A 23,729-nucleotide genomic window follows, 5' to 3' on the forward strand; every position below is an offset into this window, starting at 1 on the left:
CGACCTTTCAGAAGTGACGCTTGCGAATCGCGACGCAGCCACTTTTCTTGCAGCTTGCGAGCGCAAAGGTGTCGGGCTCAGGAAGTGCCCCGCCTTTCTTCGTGTGTGGATTGACAAAGAACAAGAATGCATTGTCCAGTAGCAATTTACCGAAGCTGTGGCCACATCGGCTACTCGACTCTTCGCAGCAACCCACGACCACTCCACATGGGAGAGACACATGAAAGACACGTACAAAGCAGTGGAAGTCTCCGCACCCGGCGTGCTTCGGGTAGTGGAACGGAAAATCTCCGAGCCCGGAGCGGGTCAGGTCCGGATTCGGGTCGAAGCATGTGGAATCTGTCACACCGATGCCGCTACGGTCACAGGTACTTACCCGGGCCTAACCCTGCCGCGCGTTCCGGGGCATGAAGTTATTGGCCGCATTGAAGCGCTCGGTGCAGGCGTGTCCCGGTGGAAGATCGGTCAAAGGGTGGGTGTCGGCCTCATTGCCGGCGAAGACGGTGTATGCGAATCTTGCCGACGCGGAGACATGGTGAACTGTCAGAATCCTGTGGTCTTGGGGGTCACCGTAGATGGAGGATATGCGGAAGTGGTGATTGCTGAAGCGCGCGGCCTCGCCTCCATCCCCGATGAGCTTGGGTCAGCAGAAGCCGCCCCTCTCCTCTGCGCTGGCATCACGACCTACAATGCTCTTCGTAATGCCGGCCTGCGCGGCGGAGATCTGGTCGCCGTGCAGGGCATTGGTGGTCTTGGGCACCTTGGCATCCAGTTTGCGCGACAAATGGGATTCCATACCGTTGCAATCGGACGTGGAGGCGAGAAGGAACAGCTTGCGAAAGATCTCGGCGCGCACGTCTACATCGATACTGCCGTCGATGATTCCGCAGCCTCACTGCAGCGTATGGGAGGAGCCAGGGCGATACTCGCAACAGCTCCGAGTGGTGATGCTATGGGGCCACTTGTGTCCGGTCTTGCTGCCCGCGGGAAGCTGATCGTAGTGGGCGTGCCGCAGGATCCGATGCAACTAAGCGCGTTGCCGTTGGTCTTCGGAGGACGCTCGGTCTATGGCTCGCTGACCGGGACGGCGATTGAAACGGAGGATGCCCTTGCCTTCAGCGTTCTAGAGAACGTCCGTCCGATGATCGAAACAGTTCCTCTCGAAGAGGCAGCGGATGCTTACGCTCGGATGATGCATGGCCAAGCGCGGTTCCGCATGGTGCTTGTTACAAAGTACGGAACTGCGCAGAGTGCGCCAGTCAACTGATGAATCAACCTGAATCTGAAGGAGATAACTGATGAACGAATTACTTGCCCGAATTATTGACGCGCACGGTGGCATGGATCGCTGGAATCGATACGAAAAAGTCGAGGCGACGATTGTGAGTGGCGGCGGCTTTTTCCCACTCAAGGGAGTCGCACAGGACCCAAGCCCGCGTCGCATGACCGTTTGGTTGCAGGAGGAACGCTCGTCAGTCTCGCCCTACGGAGCTCCTGATCAGCGCACTATGTTCACGCCAGACAGGATCGCCATTGAGAAACTCGATGGCACGCTTGTTGCCGAGCGCGGTGCGCCCAGAGACTCGTTCGCCGGCCATCAGATGAGCACGCCCTGGGATCCGCTACATCGTGCCTATTTCAATGGCTACGCCCTATGGAGCTATCTCACCACGCCCTTCCTCCTCGCGATGGATGGCGTACGAGTCGAGGAGACCGAAGCCTGGCGTGAAGGCACAGAGACGTGGCGCGTGTTGCGCGCATACTTTCCTGGTTCGATCGAGACGCACAGCCTCATTCAGGATTTTTTCTTCGGTGAGGACCTGATGCTGCGCCGGCATGACTATAACGTGAATATCGCAGGCGGCTTTAATGCGGCGCAGTTGACTTCGGATTATGTGGTGGCGGATGGCATCCGTCTGCCAACCAAGCGGCGCGCCTACACGCGTGGGCCCGATCGCCGGCCGATCCTGGAAATGCTGATGGTCTCAATCGATATCAGCAACGTGCGGTTCGAGACGTGAGCCCTTAGCAAGTATGGAAGTCTCGATGGTTGGCGCTGCAATAGACGAAGGGCGCTGCATAGATGGACAACGTCGAATTCGAAGCTGTGCTGTAAAGAAGCTCCTGGAGGATTGAAATGAAGTTAACCGTATTTTGTCTTTTCTTTGCCCTCACAGCCGGCGCGCAGACCCCAACCGAACACCTGCCTGTAACGGACGCTGAGAAAATTGCGGACGCACTAACGGCCGCACCAAACTTCATAACCGATGGCGCGACCATCGTGGATTATCCAGCCACCAAAGGTGGCGAGTTTCGAGTTCTCCGTCAGGGGACCAGTGAATGGACCTGCCTGCCGGGCCCACCGCCCGGCTCCAAGCACGATGACCCGGGATGTTTCGATAAGGTCTTCTTTCAGTGGCTGAAAGATGGCCTTGCCGGACGGCCGCAGCACGCTGAGAGACTTGGCGTTTCCTACATGTTTATGGGGCAATGGGTTCCGGGCGCGTCCGGCGGGGTGTTTCACGTGGGACCCCACATTATGCTGGTAACCCCTCATCCAGAAGATCTCCAGGGTTTCACCCGCGGCGGCCAGAACGGCACATACATCATTCATTTGCCTCTCCCCAGTCAGGCCGACCAATGGTTTTTGGTCATACCGATTCAAGAAGCCGACAAGCATTGAGGGTTGGTGCACTGTCGTCCAACCAGAACGAAATACAAATGAAACGGAGTGACAAATGAAAGCCACGACTGGAGCAGTTGAAGTCGCAGCATCGGACCTCGCGAAGTCCAACCAGGGCACCAGGGGAGGAGCTTTTGCTCAAGATCTGTTCAACAAACAAAAGGCGTACTTCGCCACGGACGTCACGAAGACCTATGAATGGAGAATTGATCAGCTCGACCGCCTTTCCCGCATGGTCAAGGAAAACAACGAGCGCTTCTCCGAAGCATCGAGAAGAGATTTCAAGACTGCGATCCAGGAGAACATCTTCGAGGTTTCTGCCACTATCGCATCCATCGAATACACGAAGTCTCAACTCAAGGAGTGGATGAAACCAGTCGAAGCGCCTATCCCAAAGTTCCTCGCTAAGTCCGGACATAAAGGAATCGTGTACCGCGAGCCGTATGGCGTTACGCCGATCATTTGCCCATTCAATGGGCCGCTTGTTTTGTCGCTGCGTCCAGCCTGCACTGCTCTTTCCGCAGGCAACCCGTGCATATTGAAGCTGTCGGAGGCGATACTTGCGACCGACGAGTTGCTTTTGGAATTGATCCCGAAGTATTTCGAACCGGAAGCTCTGGCCGCTGTTATGGGTAGCCGGGAAGAAGTTACAGAACTTTTGCAACTCCCCTTTGATTTCATGTTTGTCACCGGAAGCGTGAGCGCTGGAAAGGTCGTGATGAGAGCGGCGGCCGAACACCTCACCCCGGTGTTGCTCGAATTGGGCGGCCAAAATCCCGCGATCGTTGACGAGACGGCGAACCTGCCCGATGCAGCCAAGAAAATTGTCTGGGGTGCAACGGCGTGGGGAGGACAGTGGTGCACTTCACCCGGCTATGCCGCTGTTCATGAATCGGTGGCAGAGGAGTTCGTTGCGGAATGCATGAAGGCCGTGGTCGAGCTCTACGGTAGAGACCCCAAGAGCAATTCGGACTACTCCCGAATCATCAATTCCTCAGCCGTCAAAAGACTTGCATCCCTGATCGATCCCAGCAAGGTGGTTTATGGCGGGAAGTTCGATGAATCGGCCTGCTACCTTGATCCGACTCTTCTCTATCCCGTTTTTTGGTCCGACACAATCATGGAAGATGAGATCTTCGGTCCGATCTTGCCGATCCTGACTTACTCCGATCTGGGGGAGTTAATCGCGAAGATCAAGTCCTTACCCAAACCACTCGCCGGTTATGTGTTCAGCCGGAATCAACAGGCAATAGACCAAGTGTTACGGTCACTTTCGTTCGGTGGGGGCGCGGTAAATGAGACCAACGTTCTTGTCTTCATTGAGTCGATGCCCTTCGGAGGAGTAGGAAGCTCCGGCATCGGGAATTACTACGGCAAGTATGGGTTCGACTCCCTTACCCACGCCAAGTCAATTCTCTTCTCGCCACCTGACGTGGCCATTGATCACCTCTTCCCGCCCTACACCGAGGAGAAGGTGCGCGCAACCAATCTGTGGTTTGACTACTAGCTTGTCAAAGGACGGGTCAAATGGGTATCGGATTTCTTTTTCTGCGGCTGATCGTGGAATTGATCCTCACCTCACGCAGCACACAAAAGTTGTTCGGCTGGTTCGGCGGACCTAGCCGGCGTTGCATGTCAATGGCAGGCCTGGAAGAGACTGGGGGCGGTCTCCTTCTGGCGCTGGCGTTACTTACGCTGACTGGAGGAATGAGTATCAATGAAAACCCGAAGAGAATTTCTCGCAACTACGATAGCCGCTGCGGCTTTGCTGACCAACAGTTCCGGCCAAGCTGAGGCTCTGTCTGGTCTCTCCACTGTGGATGAGATCGGACGGAACGATACAGTGTCCAACGACCCGGTTTCAGGAGGCCAATATGGGACTGATAAGGGGGAAGATCCAAGAATTACGAGGGCGCGCCTCGCTGGGCCCGAACAAGTGACCAAAGACGCGACGGTTGCCGAAATGGCTGCCGATGGCAGCCTGACCGTTCTAGCCAAAGGAACCAACGAGTGGGTTTGCACACCGGGAAACGAAAACAAAATCGGCGTCCCACCGATGTGTATGAACCCTATGGGGATGCGATGGATGATGGATGCCATACAAGGAAAGCCGAAGCCGACGAACACAGCGCCCGGAATGATTTACATGCTGTGCGGCGCCACACAGAGAAGCAACACCAACCCTGCGGATAAAACCAGTCCCGCCATTCCCATAGGACCACACTGGATGATCACGTGGCCTTTCGATGCCGCGGCAAATGGGCTTCCGACCACCGTTCGCGACAAAGGCGCTTGGGTGATGTTCGCGGGAACCCCCTACGAGTATCTGCACGTCTGCGGCAGCCCGTGGGAAGGCAATGAATACCGCGAGGGCGATAAGGCGGTTTGGACCATGTCTTACCCTCGTCACTGAATGCTGCGTGAGACGTTCACGAACAGAGCGCGGGATACTCTCGGCCAGTCACCCGCAGTTTCGCTGCACGTCAGTCAGAAGGAGATATGAATGGCTTCAGGCACTGATATCGACGACCCCGAAAACAAAGCTATGAAACTCAGGCGCTTCTCTGGCGACCCTGATTTCATGCTCTCCTTCGCCAAAGGCTTGGCTGTTCTTGAGGCTTTCGGCTCGGAAATCGAGTGCTCGACGATCGCAAAAATCAGCGCTGTAACAGGTCTCAGCCGCGCAGCCGTTAGGCGATGTCTGTACACACTGTCCCAACTTGGATATGTGAGCACGGTTAGCGGACAAGGTTATGCGGTCAACACTAGGCTTTCGACAGTCAACCAGGCCAATAGCCTGCAAAGAAGAATGGAGCAGAGGTATGAAATCTACAGAGATTCGGGTGGAGCGATTCAACGTCGTATCGACAAAATCCTTTGAGGAGACTCTCGCCGGGATCTACGCAGGGATCGGCCGCCCCGAAATGAGTTCGCTTGCGCCAAAATTGGCTGCGGCCGAGTCTTTTTCGGAGTTTGAGCAACTCGTCAATGGAGCGGTAGGCACTTCTGATCTAATGGAATTCCTCCGCCTGGATTTGGGTATGGCCTTGCGGAAGGACCCCGCAGCAACAGCCTACAAGATGATACGCATCATCGCAGGCAATCCTCTGATCATGAAGCGAATGGCGGAGCATGTTCCCGACGCTGGCTCTTACGCTCCGGTCACCATTCTCATCTACGAGAGTCAGGACGGGATACATCTCGCTTACGACACAATGGCGAGCTTTCTGTCTCCTTATGGAAACGCGAAGGCGTTGGAGATAGCCAAGGATCTAGATTCTAAAGTCCTAAAACTGATTTCCCGGGCTGCCTCCTAAGATCAAGGCATCGACATTTAGAAGGTGGGATCATGCCCAGTGCTACCGAAGCACGGTCCCTGACAGACGTGCCTGACGGCGGGTATCCAAGGCAATATGTCGGTCCGGGGACTGGAGAAACTAAAGTGAAGAGTTCAACTGTTAGCATGCTTTTCAACGTGGAGCGTGCGACTGAGGCCGCCCACCCCATGGAGGCCACACTCACGGAACGCCCGACATGGGCTCAGGCTGAAGGAAATCCCTTGCCGCTTGGTGTCACGTGGATTGAGGAAGAGCAGGCATTCAACTTTGCCGTTCACTCTGAACATGCGGAGAGTGTCACTCTATTGCTCTTCTCCGCCGCCGATTTGGTGAACCCCGTTCTGACGTTTCGTTTCGATTTTCTGCGCAACAAATCAGGTCGGGTTTGGCACACTCGTATCCCAATCGTACAGATTGGCGAAGCTCGCTACTATGCATACTCCGTATCGGGACAGACCGTTCCTCCACTTCATAGCTTTGACCCCCAGAAGATTCTCCTCGACCCATACGCGAAATGCATCTTTTTCCCCCCCGGTTTTGATCGTGACTTGGCTATGCAGGAAGGAGCAAATGCCGGTCGCGTGCCTTTGGGAGCGCTGATGGCTCACCGCACGGCCTTTGACTGGTCCGGAGATCGGTCACCGCGGCATGAGTCCGATGCGATTATCTACGAGCTTCACGTGAGCGGCTTCACGAAGAACCCTAACTCCGGGGTAGATCCAAACATCGCAGGTACGTACGCCGGTTTGGTGGAAAAGATCCCATATCTAAAAAAACTCGGCATAACCATCGTCGAGCTTATGCCGGTCTTTCAGCGAGATCCACAAGAGGGCGACTACTGGGGCTATATGCCTCTGAACTTCTTTGCACCGCATGCTCAATATGCGAGCACGCGCGATGACGGCCAACAGCATATTGAATTTAGAGAAATGGTGAAGGCCTTTCATGAGGCTGATATCTGCGTGGTACTCGACGTCGTGTACAACCACACCTGCGAGGGCGATCATACGGGGCCGATCTACAGCTTCAAGGGTCTCGACAATGCTGGGTATTACATGCTGTCCTCGGATCCGGCAAACCCATACGCAAATTACTCAGGGACCGGCAATACCTTGAACTTCGGCCAGGCGCACGTGCGCAAGATGCTGATGGACAGCTTGCGCTACTGGAAAGAGGAGATGCATATCGACGGCTTCCGTTTTGATCTTGCGTCAGTGTTCAGCCGAAATGCCGATGGATCACTCAATTGGGGAGACGCCCCCACCTTCAGCGAAATTGCTGCTGATCCGGAGTTGAGTCGGTTACATCTAATCGCAGAACCTTGGGACACAGGCGCATATCAGCTTGGTCGCGGATTTCCAGGATTGACCTGGCTTCAGTGGAATGGACGTTTTCGCGACGACGTTCGCCGTTTCCTGAATGGCGATCCCGGGATGGTCCCTGACCTGATGCGTCGCCTCTATGGCAGCGATGACTTGTTCCCCGACAGCCGCGCCAACGCGTATCACCCTTACCAGAGCGTGAACTTCGTAACTTGCCATGACGGCTTCACCTTGTACGATCTCGTCTCCTATGATCGCAAGTACAACTGGGCCAATGGTAACGACAACCGCGATGGCACGGACGCCAACTACAGTTGGAACTGTGGGCACGAGGGGGACAAAGGAGCACCGCCAGAGGTGCTTGCGTTGCGCCGAAAACAGACTAAGAACTTCTGCTGTTTGCTATTGCTCTCGAACGGAACACCGATGTTGCGCGCCGGAGACGAATTCCTCAACACCCAGTCTGGCAACAACAATCCCTATAATCAAGACAACGAAACAGGATGGTTGGACTGGAGCCGTCTCCAGGCGAACGCCGACATCTTCCGTTTCTTCCAAAACATGATCGCGTTCCGAAAAAATCATCCTACCCTCAGCCGCAGCAGGTTCTGGAGGGAGGATGTTTCCTGGTACGGAACCGGTTCGACAGTCGATCTGTCTCACAACTCCCACAGCCTGGCGCTCTGCCTGCACGGCGCATCTCAAGGCGATGATGACATCTACACGATGATCAACGCGTATTGGGAAGATCTAGAGTTCCAGGTTCAGGAAGGAGCGGCACAGGAGTGGAAGAGAATCGTGGACACATCTTTACCGAGTCCTGACGATTTCTCGAACGACGGAGTTGACCTAGAACAGACGAAATACGTGCTGGCTCCGAGATCGATCGTTGTCTTACGTCGATCCGGAAAGAGCCACGTGAGGACCACGACCGCGTCGCCGGAGGATTCCAATGGGAAGGAAGAAGAAAACCATGCAGAATGAGAGAGTCTGTGACCAGTCGCGGTCATTATCGCTGAGCCGGAGATACGGAACTGCTGATCAAAAACTCGACACTCACCACAAAGCGCTCACCCTGAATCTTGATACATCCACTTTCGGTTCTTTCGCCGAAATCGGCGCCGGACAGGAAGTCGCGCGTTGGTTCCTTCTCGTGGGAGGGGCTTCTGCCACGGTGGCTAAAACCATTTCCGCTTACGACAAGGAAGTCAGCGATGATCTCTACGGCTCGGGGTCGCGCTACGTATCCAAACAGCGACTTGAGGCGATGCTGGACAACGAATGGACCCAACTTCTCACGCAATTAGGCAAAACCCGTGGGCCGCAGACTCGGTTCTTCTGCTTTGTTGATACCGTCTCCGCGCGTAACTTCGCCGGAACCAACGACTCCCATGGCTGGATAGGTCTCCGGTTCCAGTTGCAGCCCGGTGGTCCTCCCAACGACGTCCTGCTGCACATCAATATGCGCGATCCTTCGAATGTCCTCCAGCAGCAAGCCATCGGTATTCTGGGCGTCAACCTCATCTATGCCGCGTTCTATGAAGTGCAAACTAAGGAATCATTTCTGGAAGGCCTGACACAAGACGTCGTCGCGGAGCGAATCGAGATCGACTACGTGGACCTTCGAGGGCCGGCATTCGAGAGCTGGGATCGCCGTGCCCTGCAAGTCCACCTGGTTCGTGCGGGACTCGCAGAGACGGTATTTTTCCCCGCCAATGGCTCGACTGTTCCCCCTACCGAGGTTCTCCACAAGAAAGCCGTCGTGCTTGCGCCGGGATACTTCGGCCACACCGATCCCGTTCACTCGCACGTCCATTTACGATTATTGGCTTCGGCAATTCAAGAGCTTCAGGGGGACCTTGGCGAAACAAAACCGGAGCCCGCTGGTTTTTTTTGCCTAAACGTTGCTCCGTTCACGCCGGACGAACCAGCACCGGAAATTCCCGACTTGCTTCGTCGCATCGATGCGCTTCTCGCCGCTGGCGGCGACGTGCTGCTTTTTCGTAAACCCGAGCTCTACCACATGACAGCTCTCGTAAACCGCCATACGCAGGCTCCTGTACGCGTCGTCGGAGGTCTTTCCCTCGTGATTCGAGCGTTTGAAGACGTTTACGGCAATCTCGAAGGCAGACTTCTGGAGGCCCTCGCGCGTCTCTTCGCCCAGAATGTTCGCATCTACGTTTATCCGATGACCGTCGCGGATCTGCGGGAATGGCTGAAGAGTGCTTCCGCTATCGGTTGGGAGTGGAGTGAGACGAATGGATGGGTTTCGGCAAGCCAGCTGCGTCGCGCGCCACCTCTCGGACATCTATTCACCTACCTTCTCGCCAGCAACTTTCTTGTCCCTATGCGACTCCCTGTGGAGGCATGAGAGCCTAGGTCGGTCTCTACACGTGGGCGCGTTCTCCCGTAACCACGGGGTTCAGATCGGGCTTTTCTTGTAAGAGGGTGTCTGAAAAGTGTTATGGCTGGGCGCAACGGTTCAGCATGAGGCGGGCAACGCACTTGGTGAAAGCACGAGCCAGAGGTCCCTTTTTCGGTTCCTGCTGAGTGGTCGGCCATAGAGAAGTTTCGGCTACCGCGAATCTCAATGAGAGCTTCATCGCCGAGTCACTCACGGAGCGCTCCAGTTGCACTGACGAACTCCAATCTTCCGGGGTCCGGGTGGATAACGGGCAAACCCCGTCTTACTGCCTGGTTGCTCCGACCGGGGTTCGCCATGCAGCCGCGGGCCGCTGGATGTGGCAATGGAGACCCTTCGCATTGAATGGCAAGATTGGTTGGATTGCACCGGGCGGCAGGATAATAGTGCATTGGGAATGTTGCCACTAGCAGCATAATGTTGCACTCCGTGGCAGCATTCCGTTGCAACCAGCATCTGACGCGGGTATTCGCGAGTATGGCTTGTTGTGCTTCATCGGCCGAACGTAGATTGCGCACAAGGTCAGAATGCCGGCGATCCGGCCAGCCTACCGATTGGCCCCATAAAGAATCAGAAGCAACTCGAGTTGGTTCAGAAGGTCGTTCTGTTCTGAAACCTTTCCCCTCGGGAAGGCCCATCGTCACCACAACCACAGAGTCCGAACCAACCCGACAACTTGCGATCACGGAATCCGGATGCCATGTAGTATCCACTATCGCGCACACCCATCGGGCAAACTTACCTCGGTACGAAAGCGATCAATCCACCGCAGCTCTTATTCCAAGATCTCGAAACTGGAATCCGTAAGAGCTGCCTCAAAGTCTGCGAAGATGTCGCCTCGACTGCAACACGAAATCCGCGAAATCCCCGAGATCCCCGATTACAGATGAGCCTGCTTCGACTCCTTTTCAAGCACTTATGAATGGCATGTGGCTTGCATTGGTAAACGTGCAGGACGATTGTAACTTTCGGCTCGGCGGGGAGGCGATGCCAAGGAGCTTCTCGATCAAACGGCTCGACAGCGAGGTGATTGCCATCGTGTGTACGTGTGTGGACGGATGCAAATCGAATTTGTGAACACGATCGACCTTTCAGAATTGACACGAGCTGGTGACGACGCAGCCACGCTTCTTGCAGTCTGTGAGCGAAAAAAGTAGATCGCGTAGAACGGCAGCCGACGCTCTTAAGCGTAGATGTAGGAGAGGATATGTTCCAAAGGATCGCTGTAGTCGTTGACGAATCGCTAGGGGCCCTGGCTTCAACAATTTTTCTTGCCAAGACGCTTGGCGCCGAGCTACAGACAGCCACCGTCGTAGAGCACTCCGCGCCTAGCGTGCCTAGCACGTGAGCGGGAGGCCCCTTGCAGTGGCACAACAATCGGCAGGCGGGCCACCCGTCTCGCGCGTTTGAAATCTTCCAGTAAGTTTGACTCCTTCACTTCGATAAGGTCGATGTACATTCCTTCAATGCGCCAATTCGGCCCGCTGTCCTTGTCGCTCTTCCTTTTCTTATTCTTGCGAGAACAGGGATGGTCGCAGTGCGCCGGGGTAGCTTCGACTCCGCTCGCCGCATTCAACTGCGCCGCTCATGAGATACCTGTGGGAAAGATCGCGACGCTGGACCCGACCCACGCCTATTCATTAGCTGACCTCGTCGATATTGCGGAACACAACAATCCACGCACGCGCGTGGTTTGGGAGCGCGCTAAGCAGAAGGCGGAACAACTCGGCATCGCAAAAAGCGCCTATTATCCCGTTTTGACGGGGATTGCAACCTTCGCAAATGAACGACTGATCGAGCCTTTTCCAAAACCGCTTGCCCCGCGCGGCTACATCATGGTCGAAGCCACTGTTGTGCAGCCCGAACTTGCACTGCAGTATCTTATCTTCGACTTTGGCAAGAGGGAGGCCAACATCGGCGCGGCGAAAGCCGAGGCCCTGGCCGCCGGGGCGAATTTCATCCAGGCCAACCAGGAAGTAGCGTTCCAGGTCACAAGCGACTATTACAAGCTGGTCACCGCACAAGAGCGTCTTCAAGCTGCCCAGGAAACTCTGAAGACCGCACAGACGACGCAGGACGCTGCCGAAGACCGGCTACAGAACGGACGAGCCACGATGCCGGATGTTCTTAATGCCAGGGCGGAAACATCGCAATCTGTCTTCGATCTGGAATCGGCCGACGGCGACGAGAAAATAGCACGGGTCACTCTGGCAGAGGAACTCGGCGTCGAGCCTTCGCCGAACATCGTGATTGACGCTCAAAAAAATGCTCCTTTGCCTGACTCGTTGACCCTCTCCATCGATGAACTGATCAATCGCGCAATGGCCGACCGCCCCGACCTGATGGCGCAGGTCGCAGAAATCCGCGCCGCGGATAATGAGGTCCGCTCGGCCAAGGCGGAATACCGGCCAAAGATAGTGCTCTCGGGTTCGGGGGCGCAACAAGCCATTTGGCCATCTGCTGACTATGGTCAGCTCGGAGCAGCGAATGAACCCGTATGGTCTGCCTCACTTGGCATAGAGTGGCGAATCTTTGACGGGGGCGACCGAAAGAATCGATTGGCCATGGCTGAGTCAAAAAAGCGTGAGGCCCAGGATGAGTTGACGGACAAGCATGACCAGGCTCAACGCCAAGTCTGGACTGGTTTCATCGCCTTTCGCACAGCACAGAGGCAGGAACAAGCAGCGGTGGCGCTGCTCGAGTCGGCCAGTACCTCGTACTCGGCATCGCTGGATGCCTACAAGTATGGCGTCAAGAACCTGGTCGACGTGGTAACGGCAGAGAGGCAGTTGGCGCTGGCCCGGCTCTCCTCTGTATCCGCCCGCTCTCAACTCTTTCTGCAAGCAGTCCAACTAGAATTCGTGACCGGGAATCTGTTACGAAGCTTGCCCCCCGCGACCAAACTACAAACACAGGATGGCCAAAAGCAATGACCAAAGTGCGACTCTTCGGCGTTACAGTCACGTGCCTGTTATGCACCGGATGTAGCCGTGCGCCTTCTATCTCTATCATCGGTTCCTTCTTCCCGGCGTGGATGGTTTGCCTCATCGCCGGAGTGGTTCTGGCATTTGCCGTTCGCTATTTATTGCTGCGCTATCGATTGGAATCTGAAGTGGGCCCGGTTGCGCTTTTTTATCCATGCGTGGTCGCTGCTTCTACCTGCTTGTTGTGGTTGATTTTCTTCCGATAGGACAATGTATGACACAGGACTCTGAGAACCTCAATCGCAAGCAACTGGGACGCCGCATCTTTTTCGGAGTAGTTGCCGGCGCTGTCGTTGCATTGCTGTTTGTCACTCTGGATACCGAGCGGCATCCCCGGACCGACGACGCCAGCGTGCGGGCAAACTTCATCGAAATAGCCCCTGAGATCAGTGGACGTCTTGCCCAGTTGCCGGTCAAAGACAACGAGTTCGTGAAGCAGGGCGACTTACTATTCGTCATTGATCCACGCGACTACGAGTACGCTCTGCGGCAGGCTCTTTCCGACCAGGAAAATCTGGAACAGCGGATCATCGATACGAAGCGTAAAATCGCGGCGCAGAATAGCGCCGTCGACGCAGCAAGTGCCGCCGTCCATAACTCCACCACCGCGATACGCACCGCCGGAAGTGGGGTTGATTTAGCCAAAGCAACGGTGTTGCGTGCCCAGGCTGCAGCCAATGCCGCAGAAGCCCAATTGAAATATGCCACCAACGACCTGCATCGCATTGAACCCTTGCTGCAGAAGCAATACGTGACGGTCGATCAAGTAGATCAAGCCAACACGGCGGTGCGAGTAGCTCGCGGCAGCTACGATGCAGCCCTGGCCGCGCTCAGCGAGGCACAGGCCCAGGAGACACAGGCGGCTCTTCGTCAGGAGGAAGCCGACGATCAGGCATCCGAATCACGCGCAAAGCTGGGCCAATCAATTCATGTCATCGACACCCTGGATATTCTTGAGTCGCAACGGCCCGGTCTCGCCGCAAAGGTCGATCGCGCCCGACTCGACCTTGAACGATGCCGCGTCGTCGCGCCCTTCAATGCCTACGTGACCAATATGAACATCTCAGAGGGCGCCTACGCGCGACCGGGCACTCCGATGTTCACGCTCATCGATACCCGTAAATGGTGGGTCGTCGCAAACTATCGTGAGGGGAAAGTGAAAAACATACGCGTCGGCTCACCGGTCGAAGTTTACCTCATGGGGCATCCAGAAAGAAAGTTCACTGGGCTGGTGGAGAGTATCGGGTATGGCGTGTTCCCCGAGGATGGCAGCGTAGTCGCCGGACTCCCCAATATCGAACGGACCCTCAACTGGGTGCATCTCTCGTCGCGGTTCCCGGTTCGCATTCGTATTCAGAACCCCGATTCCGATCTGTTCCGTATCGGAGCTACAGCCGTGACGGTGGTGAGATAGCCGGATGGTCGAAGATTTCTCATTCCCGAAGCCCACACCGTGGCTGCAACGCGTCTGGCAGGATCTCCAGCCCACACCCGGACGTCTCAACAGTTCTCTTCGGATGACATTGGCATCCATCCTCGTGCTGGTGTTGATGCTGGTGCTGCAAATGCCGTACATCGCCTATGGCTTGTACTTCATGTTTCTCATCGGACGAGAGAGTCCTTCCGTATCCCTGCGAACGGCCTTTGTCCTTGTTGTGACCATAGTGCTCGTGATCGTCGTCGAGATGGCTGTTGTTATTGTCAGTGACAATGATCCGATGGCGCGCGTCCTCAGCGTTGCCATTGTGACATTCATTGGCGGAATGATTCTAGTGAGCACGAGCCTCCCGTCACTCGGCGGAGCCATTGGGTTCATCTACTGCGTTGTCATTGGCTTCTGGGAACATCACGCACACGAGGACACAATAGTAAAGAATTCGCTTCGCCTGGTAGCCGCGTTTGCAATCGCTGCAGTCTGTGGCGTTGCCGTGGAGTACATCTTTGGTGCGCGCGCCCCGGCTGATCGCCTGGAAGACCAGTTCCGCATTCGCTATCAGTCTTTGGAGGAGATGTTCAGCCTGTGCGCACGGGAGGGGGTCAGTCCGAAACAACGGTTCGATGCTGCCGCCCGTGTGTCACGCCTTGCGGCTGCGGGGCAAACAGGAATGATGGATCTATATAACCAGATCGTCGACCGCAATCTTGACACTGGCTACCTTCCCATTGGAACGCGCGTGCAGATCACGATGCTGGCCGAACTCATGGATCATTCTGCAGCCTTTGGCTTGCAGAGCGACACCCGCGACGATCCCGAATTTATCGAGCGTTGTGCGCGCATCGCTGAACAATGTGGCCGCCTGATTCCTGCAGCCATCCCGCAATCGGAGAAGCGCCTGGAGCCCGGGCCGCAAACAACGAATACCTTACTGGATCGTGTGGAAGCGACCATCCACTCCATCCTGGTGATGCCCGTCAATCTGGGCGCTGCGAAGAACAAGGAGTTGGCTGTCCTGCCCTCCAGAAATGTCCCCTTTCTGATTCCGGGTGCGATCCGAGATAAGGATAATATCGCCTTCGCTCTCAAGATCAGTCTCTGCGCCACGGTCTGTTACATCGTGTACAACGCAATCGACTGGCCGGGAGTATCGACATCGGTCACTACAGTCATGGTTACAGGACTGAGCACTACAGCTGCGATGAAACAGCGGGTCACTCTTCGCATACTGGGCTCGCTCTTGGGTGGCCTGTTGCTTGGACTCGGAACTATTGCGCTTCTCTTTCCTTACATGGACTCGATCACCTCGCTCATTGTCCTGGTAGGTACCATCGCGTTTGCCGCATCATGGATCTCCGGAGGATCACGGTTCAACTACTTGGGTATTCAGGTTGCATTTGCCTTTTACCTCGTGGCGCTTTTGGACTTTAGCGCGTCCACGGAGTTGGCGCCAGCTCGCGATCGATTCATCGGAATAATCTTTGCTCTTGTCGTTATGTGGTTCGTATTCGATCAAATCTGGCCGGTACGCACGGTGACCGCCATGCGCCGTGTACTGGCTTCCGTACTAAGAAGCGGGGCCAGTCTCTTTCTGCTAATTGACGCTGCCGAGCAGCGCGATCAACTTCTACGGGAAACAGAGAGCGTACGCGACCGGGTGGGAAAGAATATCTCCGCCCTCCGAACCATGAGCGAAGCAGTCGAATACGAATTCGGTGTCGATCGTGATCAACACCTTCGTTCAAGTGAATTGATCCTTCAGATCTCCATCACGTCTGCAGCACTGATCTGGAATCAGGTCGCAGTTCTGCACGATCAACAAGGGATAGACGTTTCTTCCGAACCCGGTCTTGTGGAGATGCGCCGAAAACTGGCAGACCACATGAACGTCATGGCCGAGGCTATAGGCCGGAAGACCGGCTTTCCCCCAGAATCTTCAGCCGGCCTTGCCAGCCCGTCGTTGTTGAATAGCGAGCACAATGGCGAATACACCCGGAACACGATCGCTCGCTACGAAGACCTACAAAATCTGGCCTCAGCCCTCAGCCGGGAAGCATAGGCCACAATCGGCGTTTTTCTCTGAAAGGCAACGCGAGTGATCGCTGTGAACCGTCGGAATTACTAGGTCGATTCGGTTTCGGAGAAGATCACCCGGCACGATCACATTGAGAGCACGTCTGGCCCAGCATCGAGGCAGACAAGTTGCGTTTGTCTGCGTGATCAAGGGGCAGAGGCACAAACGCACGTAAGCGAACATGCCAACGGGCCGCAGCCAAGCTAACAGCCACCTCGAACTCTGCTCAGGCCATTTACGAGTAGGTGGAAACACGACCCCAACGAATTCCACGAAAACCACGATGACGAATCAGCGTACATCGATGCCTTTTCAGGCATTTGCGAATGGCATTCCGCTTGCATTAGCAAATGTACATTTTGGCTGTAAATTACGCTTCGGCGTGGAGGCGATGCCAATGACCTTCAGGAGTTGCCGGTCACCGGGGAGAATGCCATGAGTGAGCTTCTTGATTTGGTTTTACGAGCACACGGCGGTCTGGATCGCTGGAACAAATTCAACAAGGTGAGCGCAACATTTGTGGCCGGAGGCGGATTGCTGCCCATGAAGGGGCTTGAGGCCGATCCGAAACCTCTCGATGGAACGGTCACAATCCATGAGCAAAGTACAGTCATTCGACCTTTTGGACAACCCGATTGGCGAATGATATTTACGCCCAACTGTGTCTCGATCGAAACGACCGCGGGTCTTGTCGTACAGGAGCGCTCGAACCCCCGAGGAGCGTTTGCTGGTCACACGATGAATACGCCCTGGGACCTACTTCATCGCGCATACTTCAACGGTTACGCACGGTGGACATACCTTACGACTCCATTCCTGATGGCAATGCCAGACTTCGAGGTGACCGAGATTGCGCCGTGGCAAGAGGGTGCAGAGCAGTGGCGAGGTTTGCGCGCACGATTTCCGGGCACAATCGCCAGCCACAGCAGAGAACAGGACTTCTACTTCGGCGATGACTTCCTCCTTCGCCGGCATGATTACCACTTGGAGATCGCTGGTGGAGTCCCCGTAGCGCAATACGTATATGACCTTGTCGATGCGGACGGGTTCCGCTTTCCCACGAAGAGACGTGCATACGTCCGCGGGCCACATCTGAAAGCAATTCGCGACCTTCTCCTGATCTCACTTGATCTGAGTGATTTCGAGGTCATGAGCTAGTTCTTGGAAGGATAGAAGTCTATGACAGGAAGTAAACACTTAATAGCAATTTTGTCTTCAGCGAAATGCTTGTGGCCGCCCTGACCACGCACGTCAAGGGGGGAAGTACTACCTCGAACTAATCCCAATGGGCCACGAGAGATTATCAAAAGTCTAGGGGCAAAGTGGTGTTGGTAGTCAACGAGTTCTTTTCAGGAAAGAGGTGAAGCGGTGTCTTCCGATTTGACCGAAGCAAGCAGCAGAGTTCGGACTCCAGTTGAGGAGGCTTCAGTCGTCAGGCCTTCTGCCCAAAAATCACGACGCCGCTGGGCTGTAATGCTAGCAGGTGGCGACGGGGCCCGTTTGCAAAGTTTGACGCTAAAAATCGCGGGCGACTCGAGGCCAAAGCAGTTTTGTTCCATCGTCGGTAGAGAGAGCCTTCTCGCCCAAACGCGAGCGCGCATCGAATCGCTTATTCATGTTGATCGAGAGCTCTTCGTCGTGACACGTGCACACGAAAGTTACTATCGCGAGGAATTACGGGATGTGGACGACTCGCGCATCATCTCGCAACCCTTGAATCGCGGTACTGGTGTCGCGGTTGCAATAGCACTTCTTCATATACTGCAGCGTGACGCGGATGCGGTAGTCATGTTCGTCCCGTGTGATCACTACTACTCCGACTCTGAGGCTTGCGGCCGAGCCATCAGGGCGGCTATATCTGGCGCCGAACAATATCCGGATTCGATCGTCCTTGTGGGTGCCAAGGCCCACTATCCGGAAGTCGAATACGGATGGATAGAACTCGGCTCGGCCATTTCGCATGTGCCAATTCCATTGCTGCAGGTGAACCGGTTTTGGGAAAAGCCATCGTTGCTGCAGGCTCAAACACTTTTGCAACGCGGCTGCCTCTGGAACACTTTCGTGACCGTCGGACACGCCAGAGCCTTCCTCGATTTGGTCTGTTCACAGGTTCCGAACGTCGTTCCGTCTCTCGCTAAGGCCATGGCAGAAAATGAACTCGACGTTGCGTACCGGCTCATGCCGGCCGTGGATTTTTCGCGCGAAGTTTTGGCTCCTCAGCCTCATCGATTGTTGGCGGTGCCCGATACGACATCGGGATGGGCCGATCTCGGCAGTCCTACTCGTGTGATGGATATCCTGACTCGTAACAAAATTCAACCAGCGTGGTTGCGCGACGGGTTCTGCTTCTCAAAAGCTGCGGGATGACTTCCTTGCAGACCTGCACTGCGTTGCTCTTACCTAAATTTGGATTGACGCCGTCGTTGCGACGAATTGGGAGGGGCCACTAATACCAGGAACAGCAAGACCCGGTTAGAGGATGACATGTACAAGAATGTATTGATTGCCATAAATGATTCACCGGCAGCCGAACGAGCCCTGCATCGCGCGATAGCTCTGGCCGAAATCGATAACGGAGATCTATTTGTAGTGTCAATAGACGAGGGACTACCTGTTTTTGAGTCCATTGTCTGGGCGGTTTCAGACAACCTCGCCAAAATACTAGAAGAAGATCGAATGAATTTGTACCGACACCTTCTCGATGATGCGCAGAAGCAGGCACAGAGCCATTCCATTCATCTGCATTCGACCCTCGCGGAGGGTAAGCCGGCGGATAGCATTCTGGAAGCTGTTCAGCAAGTACATGCAGACCTTCTCGTTTTAGGAATCTCTCCTCACTTCGGGATTGGCGGCCTGATATTGGGTAGTACGGCGATGGAACTGGCGCGGAGAGCGCGATGTGACGTTCTTGGAGTTCACTAAATTTGATAAGCCAAGGAATCATGGAAGACCTGTCCCAACCATTTTCTTTGAGCCACTTTGCTGGCTCGTCAGACCGGCAGGAAACAGTGAGGAAATAATCGTGACGCGAAAGACTCCGACCAGCAGCATCACACTCGAAGAATCCATTGGTGATGTTCTGCTTCGGCGACTCCGTGAGGTTGGGCTCGCTCACGTCTTCGGGGTGGCGAGCGACTTCAACCTTGAGCTCCTGGAGCAAATGGAGTCCGCGGATGGTCCCAAGTGGGTAGGGTGCTGCAACGAACTTAACGCTTCCTACGCAGCCGACGGATATGCCCGGACCCACGGACTGAGTGCGCTCATCACAACTTACGGAGTCGGCGAACTCAGCGCGCTTTGCGGTATCGCTGGCGCCTTCGCCGAGCATCTCCCAATCATCGCGATCACCGGGGCTCCTCGCATAAGTGAGATCGCACGCGGGGGACTGGTCCACCACACGGTCGGCGATGGCAACTTTCAAAATATGATGGAATGTGGCCGTCAGTTCAGCGTTGCCCAGGCTCGAATTTCACCCCAGAACGCAGTAGTTGAGATCGATCACTGTCTCCGGGCATGCATCCTTCAGAAGCAGCCGGTTTACCTCCAACTTCCCTCCGACCTGGCCCACATAAAGATCGAAACACCCCAGGCCCCCTTCTTGGTCACCTTTTCCAGCGACACTGAGATGCTGGAAGATTTTGTGAACACGGCTGGAAATCGTATTCGTCTGTACACCCTCGAAACGCACAGTCGGGATCTCAAACCGGATGAGGGTGATCGCTGGCTGAACGACTAATCAACTTGCACCGCCCTTGAAGAGGAGATTTAGAGATGAGCAATATTAAATCGGTACTAATTGTAGGAGCCGGACCCGCCGGTATGACCGCGGCGATGGAACTGTCTCGCTTCGGTATCCCCGTCCGACTCGTAGAGAAGACGTCCAAGGCGGCAACCACGTCTCGCGCGGTAGGAGTACAGGCGCGCACCCTCGAACTGTTTGAGCAGCGCGGCATGAGCTCGCAGTTGGTCGAACGTGGAAATCAGGGGATCGCCGTAAGCGTTTATGGGGGCGGGAAGCGAGTCTTCCGCCTTGAGTTCAAGACCATCGACAGTAAGTACAAGTACATCCTTTTCATCTCGCAGGCGGAGACAGAAAAGACGCTCCGCGATGCCCTGGAGAGAGAGTCCATCAAGATCGAGTGGAAGACAAGCATGATTGGCTTCTCCAAGACGGAGCATGGCGATCACCTCACCGCGATACTAAGGCGTGCTGATGGGTCTCTGGAAAGCGTTGATTGCTCGTATCTGATTTCGGCGGAAGGCGCGCACAGCACCGTTAGAGAGACGCTAGGTCTGCCGTTCGAAGGTAAATCCTTGGACGAGCAATACGCTTTGGGCGACTTCTACATCGACGGCGACCTGCCGGATTCCGACCTTCATGTTTTCTCATCCGAACATGGCTTTCTCGGCATGTTCCCGATGGGCAACAAACGCTATCGCCTCATCGCAAGCAATCCCATCAGCAAGCCCTCAAAGGACACGGAGCCGTCTATTGAAGAACTTCAGCAACTCTACGATCAGCGGTCACCGATCCCGGTCAAGTTCCACGACATGAGTTGGAGTTCCTGGTTTCACATCAATAGCCGCATGATCCACCACCTGAGACACGGGCGCATCTTTCTCGGCGGCGACTCGGCTCACATCCACAGCCCGGCTGGCGCACAAGGAATGAACACTGGCATCCAAGACATGATCGACCTTTGCTGGAAGCTGGCAATGGTCCTGAAGGGTCAGGCGAAAGATGATCTCCTGGATACGTACTCCTCGGATCGGATTCCGGTCATTGAGAATGTCCTTACCAAGACGGAAAGACTAACCCACTCGATCGGCGCGGAGAACCCGGTCTTTCGCTCGGTTTTCAACCACCTGGCTCCCTGGTTTGTAGGCACGGATTTCGTCCAGCACAACAGTACCGAGCGTATGAGTCAGCTTAGTCTGAACTATCGCGAAAGCCCGCTGTCTGAAAACCATGGCAGTCCCGGCACTCTAAAGGCCGGTGACCGCATCCCTGACCTTCCAGTGACCCTGCTCAACGTGGAGGGTTCAGCCGATCAGCAGCCAAAGCCATCTACTCTATTTCAGCTGCTGGACCCTTCCGCGTTTACCCTTTTTTACAGCAACATCAGTGACCCCTCCAAAACCCACGCCGAGATCAACGGCACCCTTCGGTCTTGGCACCACCTCATGCACGGGCACCAGATCGCCGCTGTGCAGAACGATGACGATGCCTTTAGACATCTCTTTGGCAGCTCTTCCTCAATCCTGCTGGTGCGGCCAGACGGCTACGTTGCCTTCGCCGGCAACGAAGGATCGATTCCGCAGTTAGCGAAGTATTGCGACAAGTGGCTTGTTGCCAAACCACTCCCCACCAACCAGGAGGGGCGTCATGCTTGACAAAACTCTTGCATGGGATCAGTTGTCTAGTGAAACCGCGCAAGTGCTGTTCTGCGATCTCCAGACGGACATCGTCAAGCATAGTGAAACAACTCCAGCGCGAGCACTCTCAAGTGCGGCCGGCGCCCTGCTTCAATTGGCGAAGCTTTTCTCACTGCCCACCATCATTAGCGTGGTTCCTGACGGGAACAACCCTCCACAGGTCATCGCCGAGTTGAGTGGCATTGGCGGCTTCGCTCCCGAGATGCTGCGTGCAACTGCAAGCCTTTTTGGGGACGCCGCCACAACGCAAGCAATCGCGCGCTCCGACCGCAAAGTGCTGATCGTCGCCGGATTCATGATGGAAGCCGTCGTGCTCAATACGGTTCTCGATGGGCTTGCTCTTGGTTACGAAGTTCTTGTCGCTGTCGATGCTTGCGGCAGTCCTTGCGCCCGAACCGAGCAGGCGGTTCTTCACCAAATGGAATCTGCTGGCGCAATCACCACCTCAGTCGTCTCTATTGGCACAAAGCTATCGCCTGATTTTTCGACAGATCTCGGAAAACAGATGTTTGAGATCGTACAAGGCATCAAGGCCGCCTGAACACACTAAAGCGAATCGCGATTTGGAGGAGAACAACATGGCATACGCAACGATCAATCCGGCAACTGGTGAGCGGTTGGAAACTTTCTCAGAACATACTGCGGTAGAAGTGGAAGCCGCGCTTACCACTACGCAGAAGGCGTACCGTAACTGGTGCCGCCTAAGCTATGTGCAGCGTACCGCAATCGTCAACCGCGCGGCCGAGATCAATTTTCCTCGCCTGCCCCGGGTGCGGCGAAGTTGGTAGCGGTTGATCTTGCAACCAAGAAAGTGGCCAAAGCAATCGTCTTTCCGGTTACCACAGTATTTTCCACGGCATATGTCAATGATGTCCGGTTTGACCTAAGGAAAGGGAAGGGAGGGTTGCGTACATTACTGACTTCCCACTAGCGGAACTTGGCGGCATCATCGTAGTCGATCTCGACAGCGGTAACAGTGGCGAAAATTATCCGGGCATCCATCAACATCTCCGGACCCGTCGTTCATTCCAATTGTCGAAGGTGAAAGGCTGGCAAATCGCGAGAGAGGCAAACGGCCAACAACCTTCAATGCGTCCGCTGACGGGATCGCAATCTCAGCCGACGGTGCCACTCTCTACTATTGTTCTTTGTCCAGCCGTCATCTCTACTCCGTCCCGACTGTTCTTCTACTTGATCGTTCGAGTGACGACACTGTCGTGGGACAAGCTGTCAACGATCTCGGAGAAAAAGGTGCTTCCGACGGGCTTGAGTCTGATGACAAAGGACACGTTTACGCTGGGGACTACGAACACGATAGTATCCGCCAACGGCAAACAGATGGCGAGTGGAAGACCATCGCTCACGATCCCCAAATTTTGTGGCCCGATACGTTGTCCGTCGCGGCAAACGGCTATTTGTATTTCACCGTGAACCAGGTGGAGCGCCAGCCGTTGTTCCATGAGGGTATAGATTTGAGAGAGAAGCCCTACTCTCTATTTCGCGTCAAAATTGACGCGGGCCCTGTCCTTCTCAAATGAGAAATCCATCCTATGTCACTGCCGCTCAGAGTAAATCGAATAGGTCCGTCGCGTGGGCAAAATGAGTGAGGCGCGATCGTGACCGTCGGGTCATCGAATTGCGACGATGCGAAACCACAGCATCACGTTGAGACCTGTCGAGTCACTCTTGAAAAGGCGACCAAGCCTCAAAGCAATATTTCACCTCGGAGCAGCAGGAGTAGAAACGATTCTCGACATCTGGCGACACAATCCGAACCAGCTGGTCCCCCGATGTCAAGGTGATCAAGATGGAAGACAGCGGAATGGCGGATCGGACGGTTGAGTACGTCATGGCTGCGACGTTGAGGTACCTAAGACTCTTCGACGAATATCACGAGCAACAGAGCAGACGGTGGTGGAAGCAACTAGAGCCGCATTATCGTGAGCGTTTACCGTCGGTGTCATGGGGCTGGGTACCTTACGGAATGCGCCGCAAACTCATTGCAGAGAGAAAGTCGACGAGGCGGCCCCGAAAA

General features: G+C 55.2%; 20 protein-coding genes and 1 pseudogene. All 21 read left to right on the top strand.

Translation table 11 applies throughout. The features are described from left to right. The first annotated feature begins 220 nt into the window (after positions 1–220). Entirely contained in the window at positions 221–1,267 is a 1,047-nt protein-coding gene (locus BDD14_RS25290; protein ID WP_130422334.1) for an alcohol dehydrogenase catalytic domain-containing protein, read from the top strand. Positions 1,268–1,298: 31 nt separating this feature from the next. Continuing rightward, entirely contained in the window at positions 1,299–2,021 is a 723-nt protein-coding gene (locus BDD14_RS25295) for a hypothetical protein (RefSeq protein WP_130422336.1), read from the top strand. Between the two features lie 116 nt (positions 2,022–2,137). Further along, a complete protein-coding gene (locus BDD14_RS25300) occupies positions 2,138–2,683 on the top strand; it encodes a hypothetical protein (protein WP_130422338.1) in 546 nt (181 codons plus the stop codon). Positions 2,684–2,738: 55 nt separating this feature from the next. Beyond that, positions 2,739–4,190, top strand: a complete 1,452-nt coding sequence (locus BDD14_RS25305) for an aldehyde dehydrogenase family protein (RefSeq protein WP_130422340.1) — start codon at positions 2,739–2,741, stop codon at positions 4,188–4,190. A gap of 210 nt (positions 4,191–4,400) precedes the next feature. Continuing rightward, a complete protein-coding gene (locus BDD14_RS25310; RefSeq protein ID WP_130422342.1) occupies positions 4,401–5,096 on the top strand; it encodes a hypothetical protein in 696 nt (231 codons plus the stop codon). Between the two features lie 90 nt (positions 5,097–5,186). Then, positions 5,187–5,564: a helix-turn-helix domain-containing protein gene (locus BDD14_RS25315; RefSeq protein ID WP_130422344.1), complete on the top strand. Its 378-nt coding sequence runs from the start codon at positions 5,187–5,189 to the stop codon at positions 5,562–5,564. Further along, a complete protein-coding gene (locus tag BDD14_RS25320) occupies positions 5,506–6,000 on the top strand; it encodes a DUF302 domain-containing protein (protein WP_165420240.1) in 495 nt (164 codons plus the stop codon). The genes BDD14_RS25315 and BDD14_RS25320 overlap by 59 nt, the downstream gene beginning before the upstream one ends. Before the next feature lie 125 nt (positions 6,001–6,125). Then, complete coding sequence (locus tag BDD14_RS25325) at positions 6,126–8,327, top strand: glycogen debranching protein (protein WP_207231828.1); 2,202 nt, start codon at positions 6,126–6,128, stop codon at positions 8,325–8,327. Between the two features lie 190 nt (positions 8,328–8,517). Then, complete coding sequence (locus BDD14_RS25330; protein ID WP_242618192.1) at positions 8,518–9,714, top strand: hypothetical protein; 1,197 nt, start codon at positions 8,518–8,520, stop codon at positions 9,712–9,714. Between the two features lie 1,649 nt (positions 9,715–11,363). Then, positions 11,364–12,698 carry a TolC family protein gene (locus tag BDD14_RS25335; protein WP_242618193.1) on the top strand — a complete coding sequence of 445 codons (1,335 nt, stop codon included), beginning with the start codon at positions 11,364–11,366 and terminating at the stop codon, positions 12,696–12,698. Next, the gene (locus BDD14_RS33860) at positions 12,695–12,955 is read left to right on the top strand and encodes a YtcA family lipoprotein (RefSeq protein ID WP_130422348.1); all 261 of its coding nucleotides are present in this window, start codon (positions 12,695–12,697) and stop codon (positions 12,953–12,955) included. The genes BDD14_RS25335 and BDD14_RS33860 overlap by 4 nt, the downstream gene beginning before the upstream one ends. 8 nt (positions 12,956–12,963) lie before the next feature. Further along, the gene (locus tag BDD14_RS25345) at positions 12,964–14,163 is read left to right on the top strand and encodes an efflux RND transporter periplasmic adaptor subunit (protein ID WP_130422350.1); all 1,200 of its coding nucleotides are present in this window, start codon (positions 12,964–12,966) and stop codon (positions 14,161–14,163) included. 4 nt (positions 14,164–14,167) lie between these two features. Then, the gene (locus BDD14_RS25350) at positions 14,168–16,243 is read left to right on the top strand and encodes an FUSC family protein (RefSeq protein WP_130422352.1); all 2,076 of its coding nucleotides are present in this window, start codon (positions 14,168–14,170) and stop codon (positions 16,241–16,243) included. A 450-nt stretch (positions 16,244–16,693) separates the two neighbouring features. After that, the gene (locus tag BDD14_RS25355; RefSeq protein WP_130422354.1) at positions 16,694–17,416 is read left to right on the top strand and encodes a hypothetical protein; all 723 of its coding nucleotides are present in this window, start codon (positions 16,694–16,696) and stop codon (positions 17,414–17,416) included. Positions 17,417–17,626: 210 nt separating this feature from the next. Next, positions 17,627–18,625 (top strand): sugar phosphate nucleotidyltransferase, encoded by a 999-nt coding sequence (locus BDD14_RS25360; protein WP_130422356.1) that lies wholly within the window; start codon positions 17,627–17,629, stop codon positions 18,623–18,625. 117 nt (positions 18,626–18,742) lie between these two features. Further along, positions 18,743–19,180, top strand: coding sequence for a universal stress protein (locus BDD14_RS25365; protein ID WP_130422358.1), 438 nt, complete (start codon positions 18,743–18,745; stop codon positions 19,178–19,180). Between the two features lie 100 nt (positions 19,181–19,280). Beyond that, a complete protein-coding gene (locus BDD14_RS25370) occupies positions 19,281–19,994 on the top strand; it encodes a thiamine pyrophosphate-binding protein (protein ID WP_165420241.1) in 714 nt (237 codons plus the stop codon). Positions 19,995–20,029: 35 nt separating this feature from the next. Further along, positions 20,030–21,652: an FAD-dependent monooxygenase gene (locus BDD14_RS25375; RefSeq protein ID WP_130422362.1), complete on the top strand. Its 1,623-nt coding sequence runs from the start codon at positions 20,030–20,032 to the stop codon at positions 21,650–21,652. Then, complete coding sequence (locus BDD14_RS25380; protein WP_130422364.1) at positions 21,645–22,235, top strand: isochorismatase family protein; 591 nt, start codon at positions 21,645–21,647, stop codon at positions 22,233–22,235. The genes BDD14_RS25375 and BDD14_RS25380 overlap by 8 nt, the downstream gene beginning before the upstream one ends. A gap of 37 nt (positions 22,236–22,272) precedes the next feature. Next, entirely contained in the window at positions 22,273–22,482 is a 210-nt protein-coding gene (locus BDD14_RS32045; protein ID WP_165420242.1) for an aldehyde dehydrogenase family protein, read from the top strand. 219 nt (positions 22,483–22,701) lie between these two features. Beyond that, positions 22,702–23,232, top strand: a pseudogene (locus tag BDD14_RS32600) (SMP-30/gluconolactonase/LRE family protein); the annotation flags it as partial. Between the last annotated feature and the right edge of the window lie 497 nt (positions 23,233–23,729).

This window comes from Edaphobacter modestus (assembly GCF_004217555.1).
GTDB lineage: Bacteria > Acidobacteriota > Terriglobia > Terriglobales > Acidobacteriaceae > Edaphobacter > Edaphobacter modestus.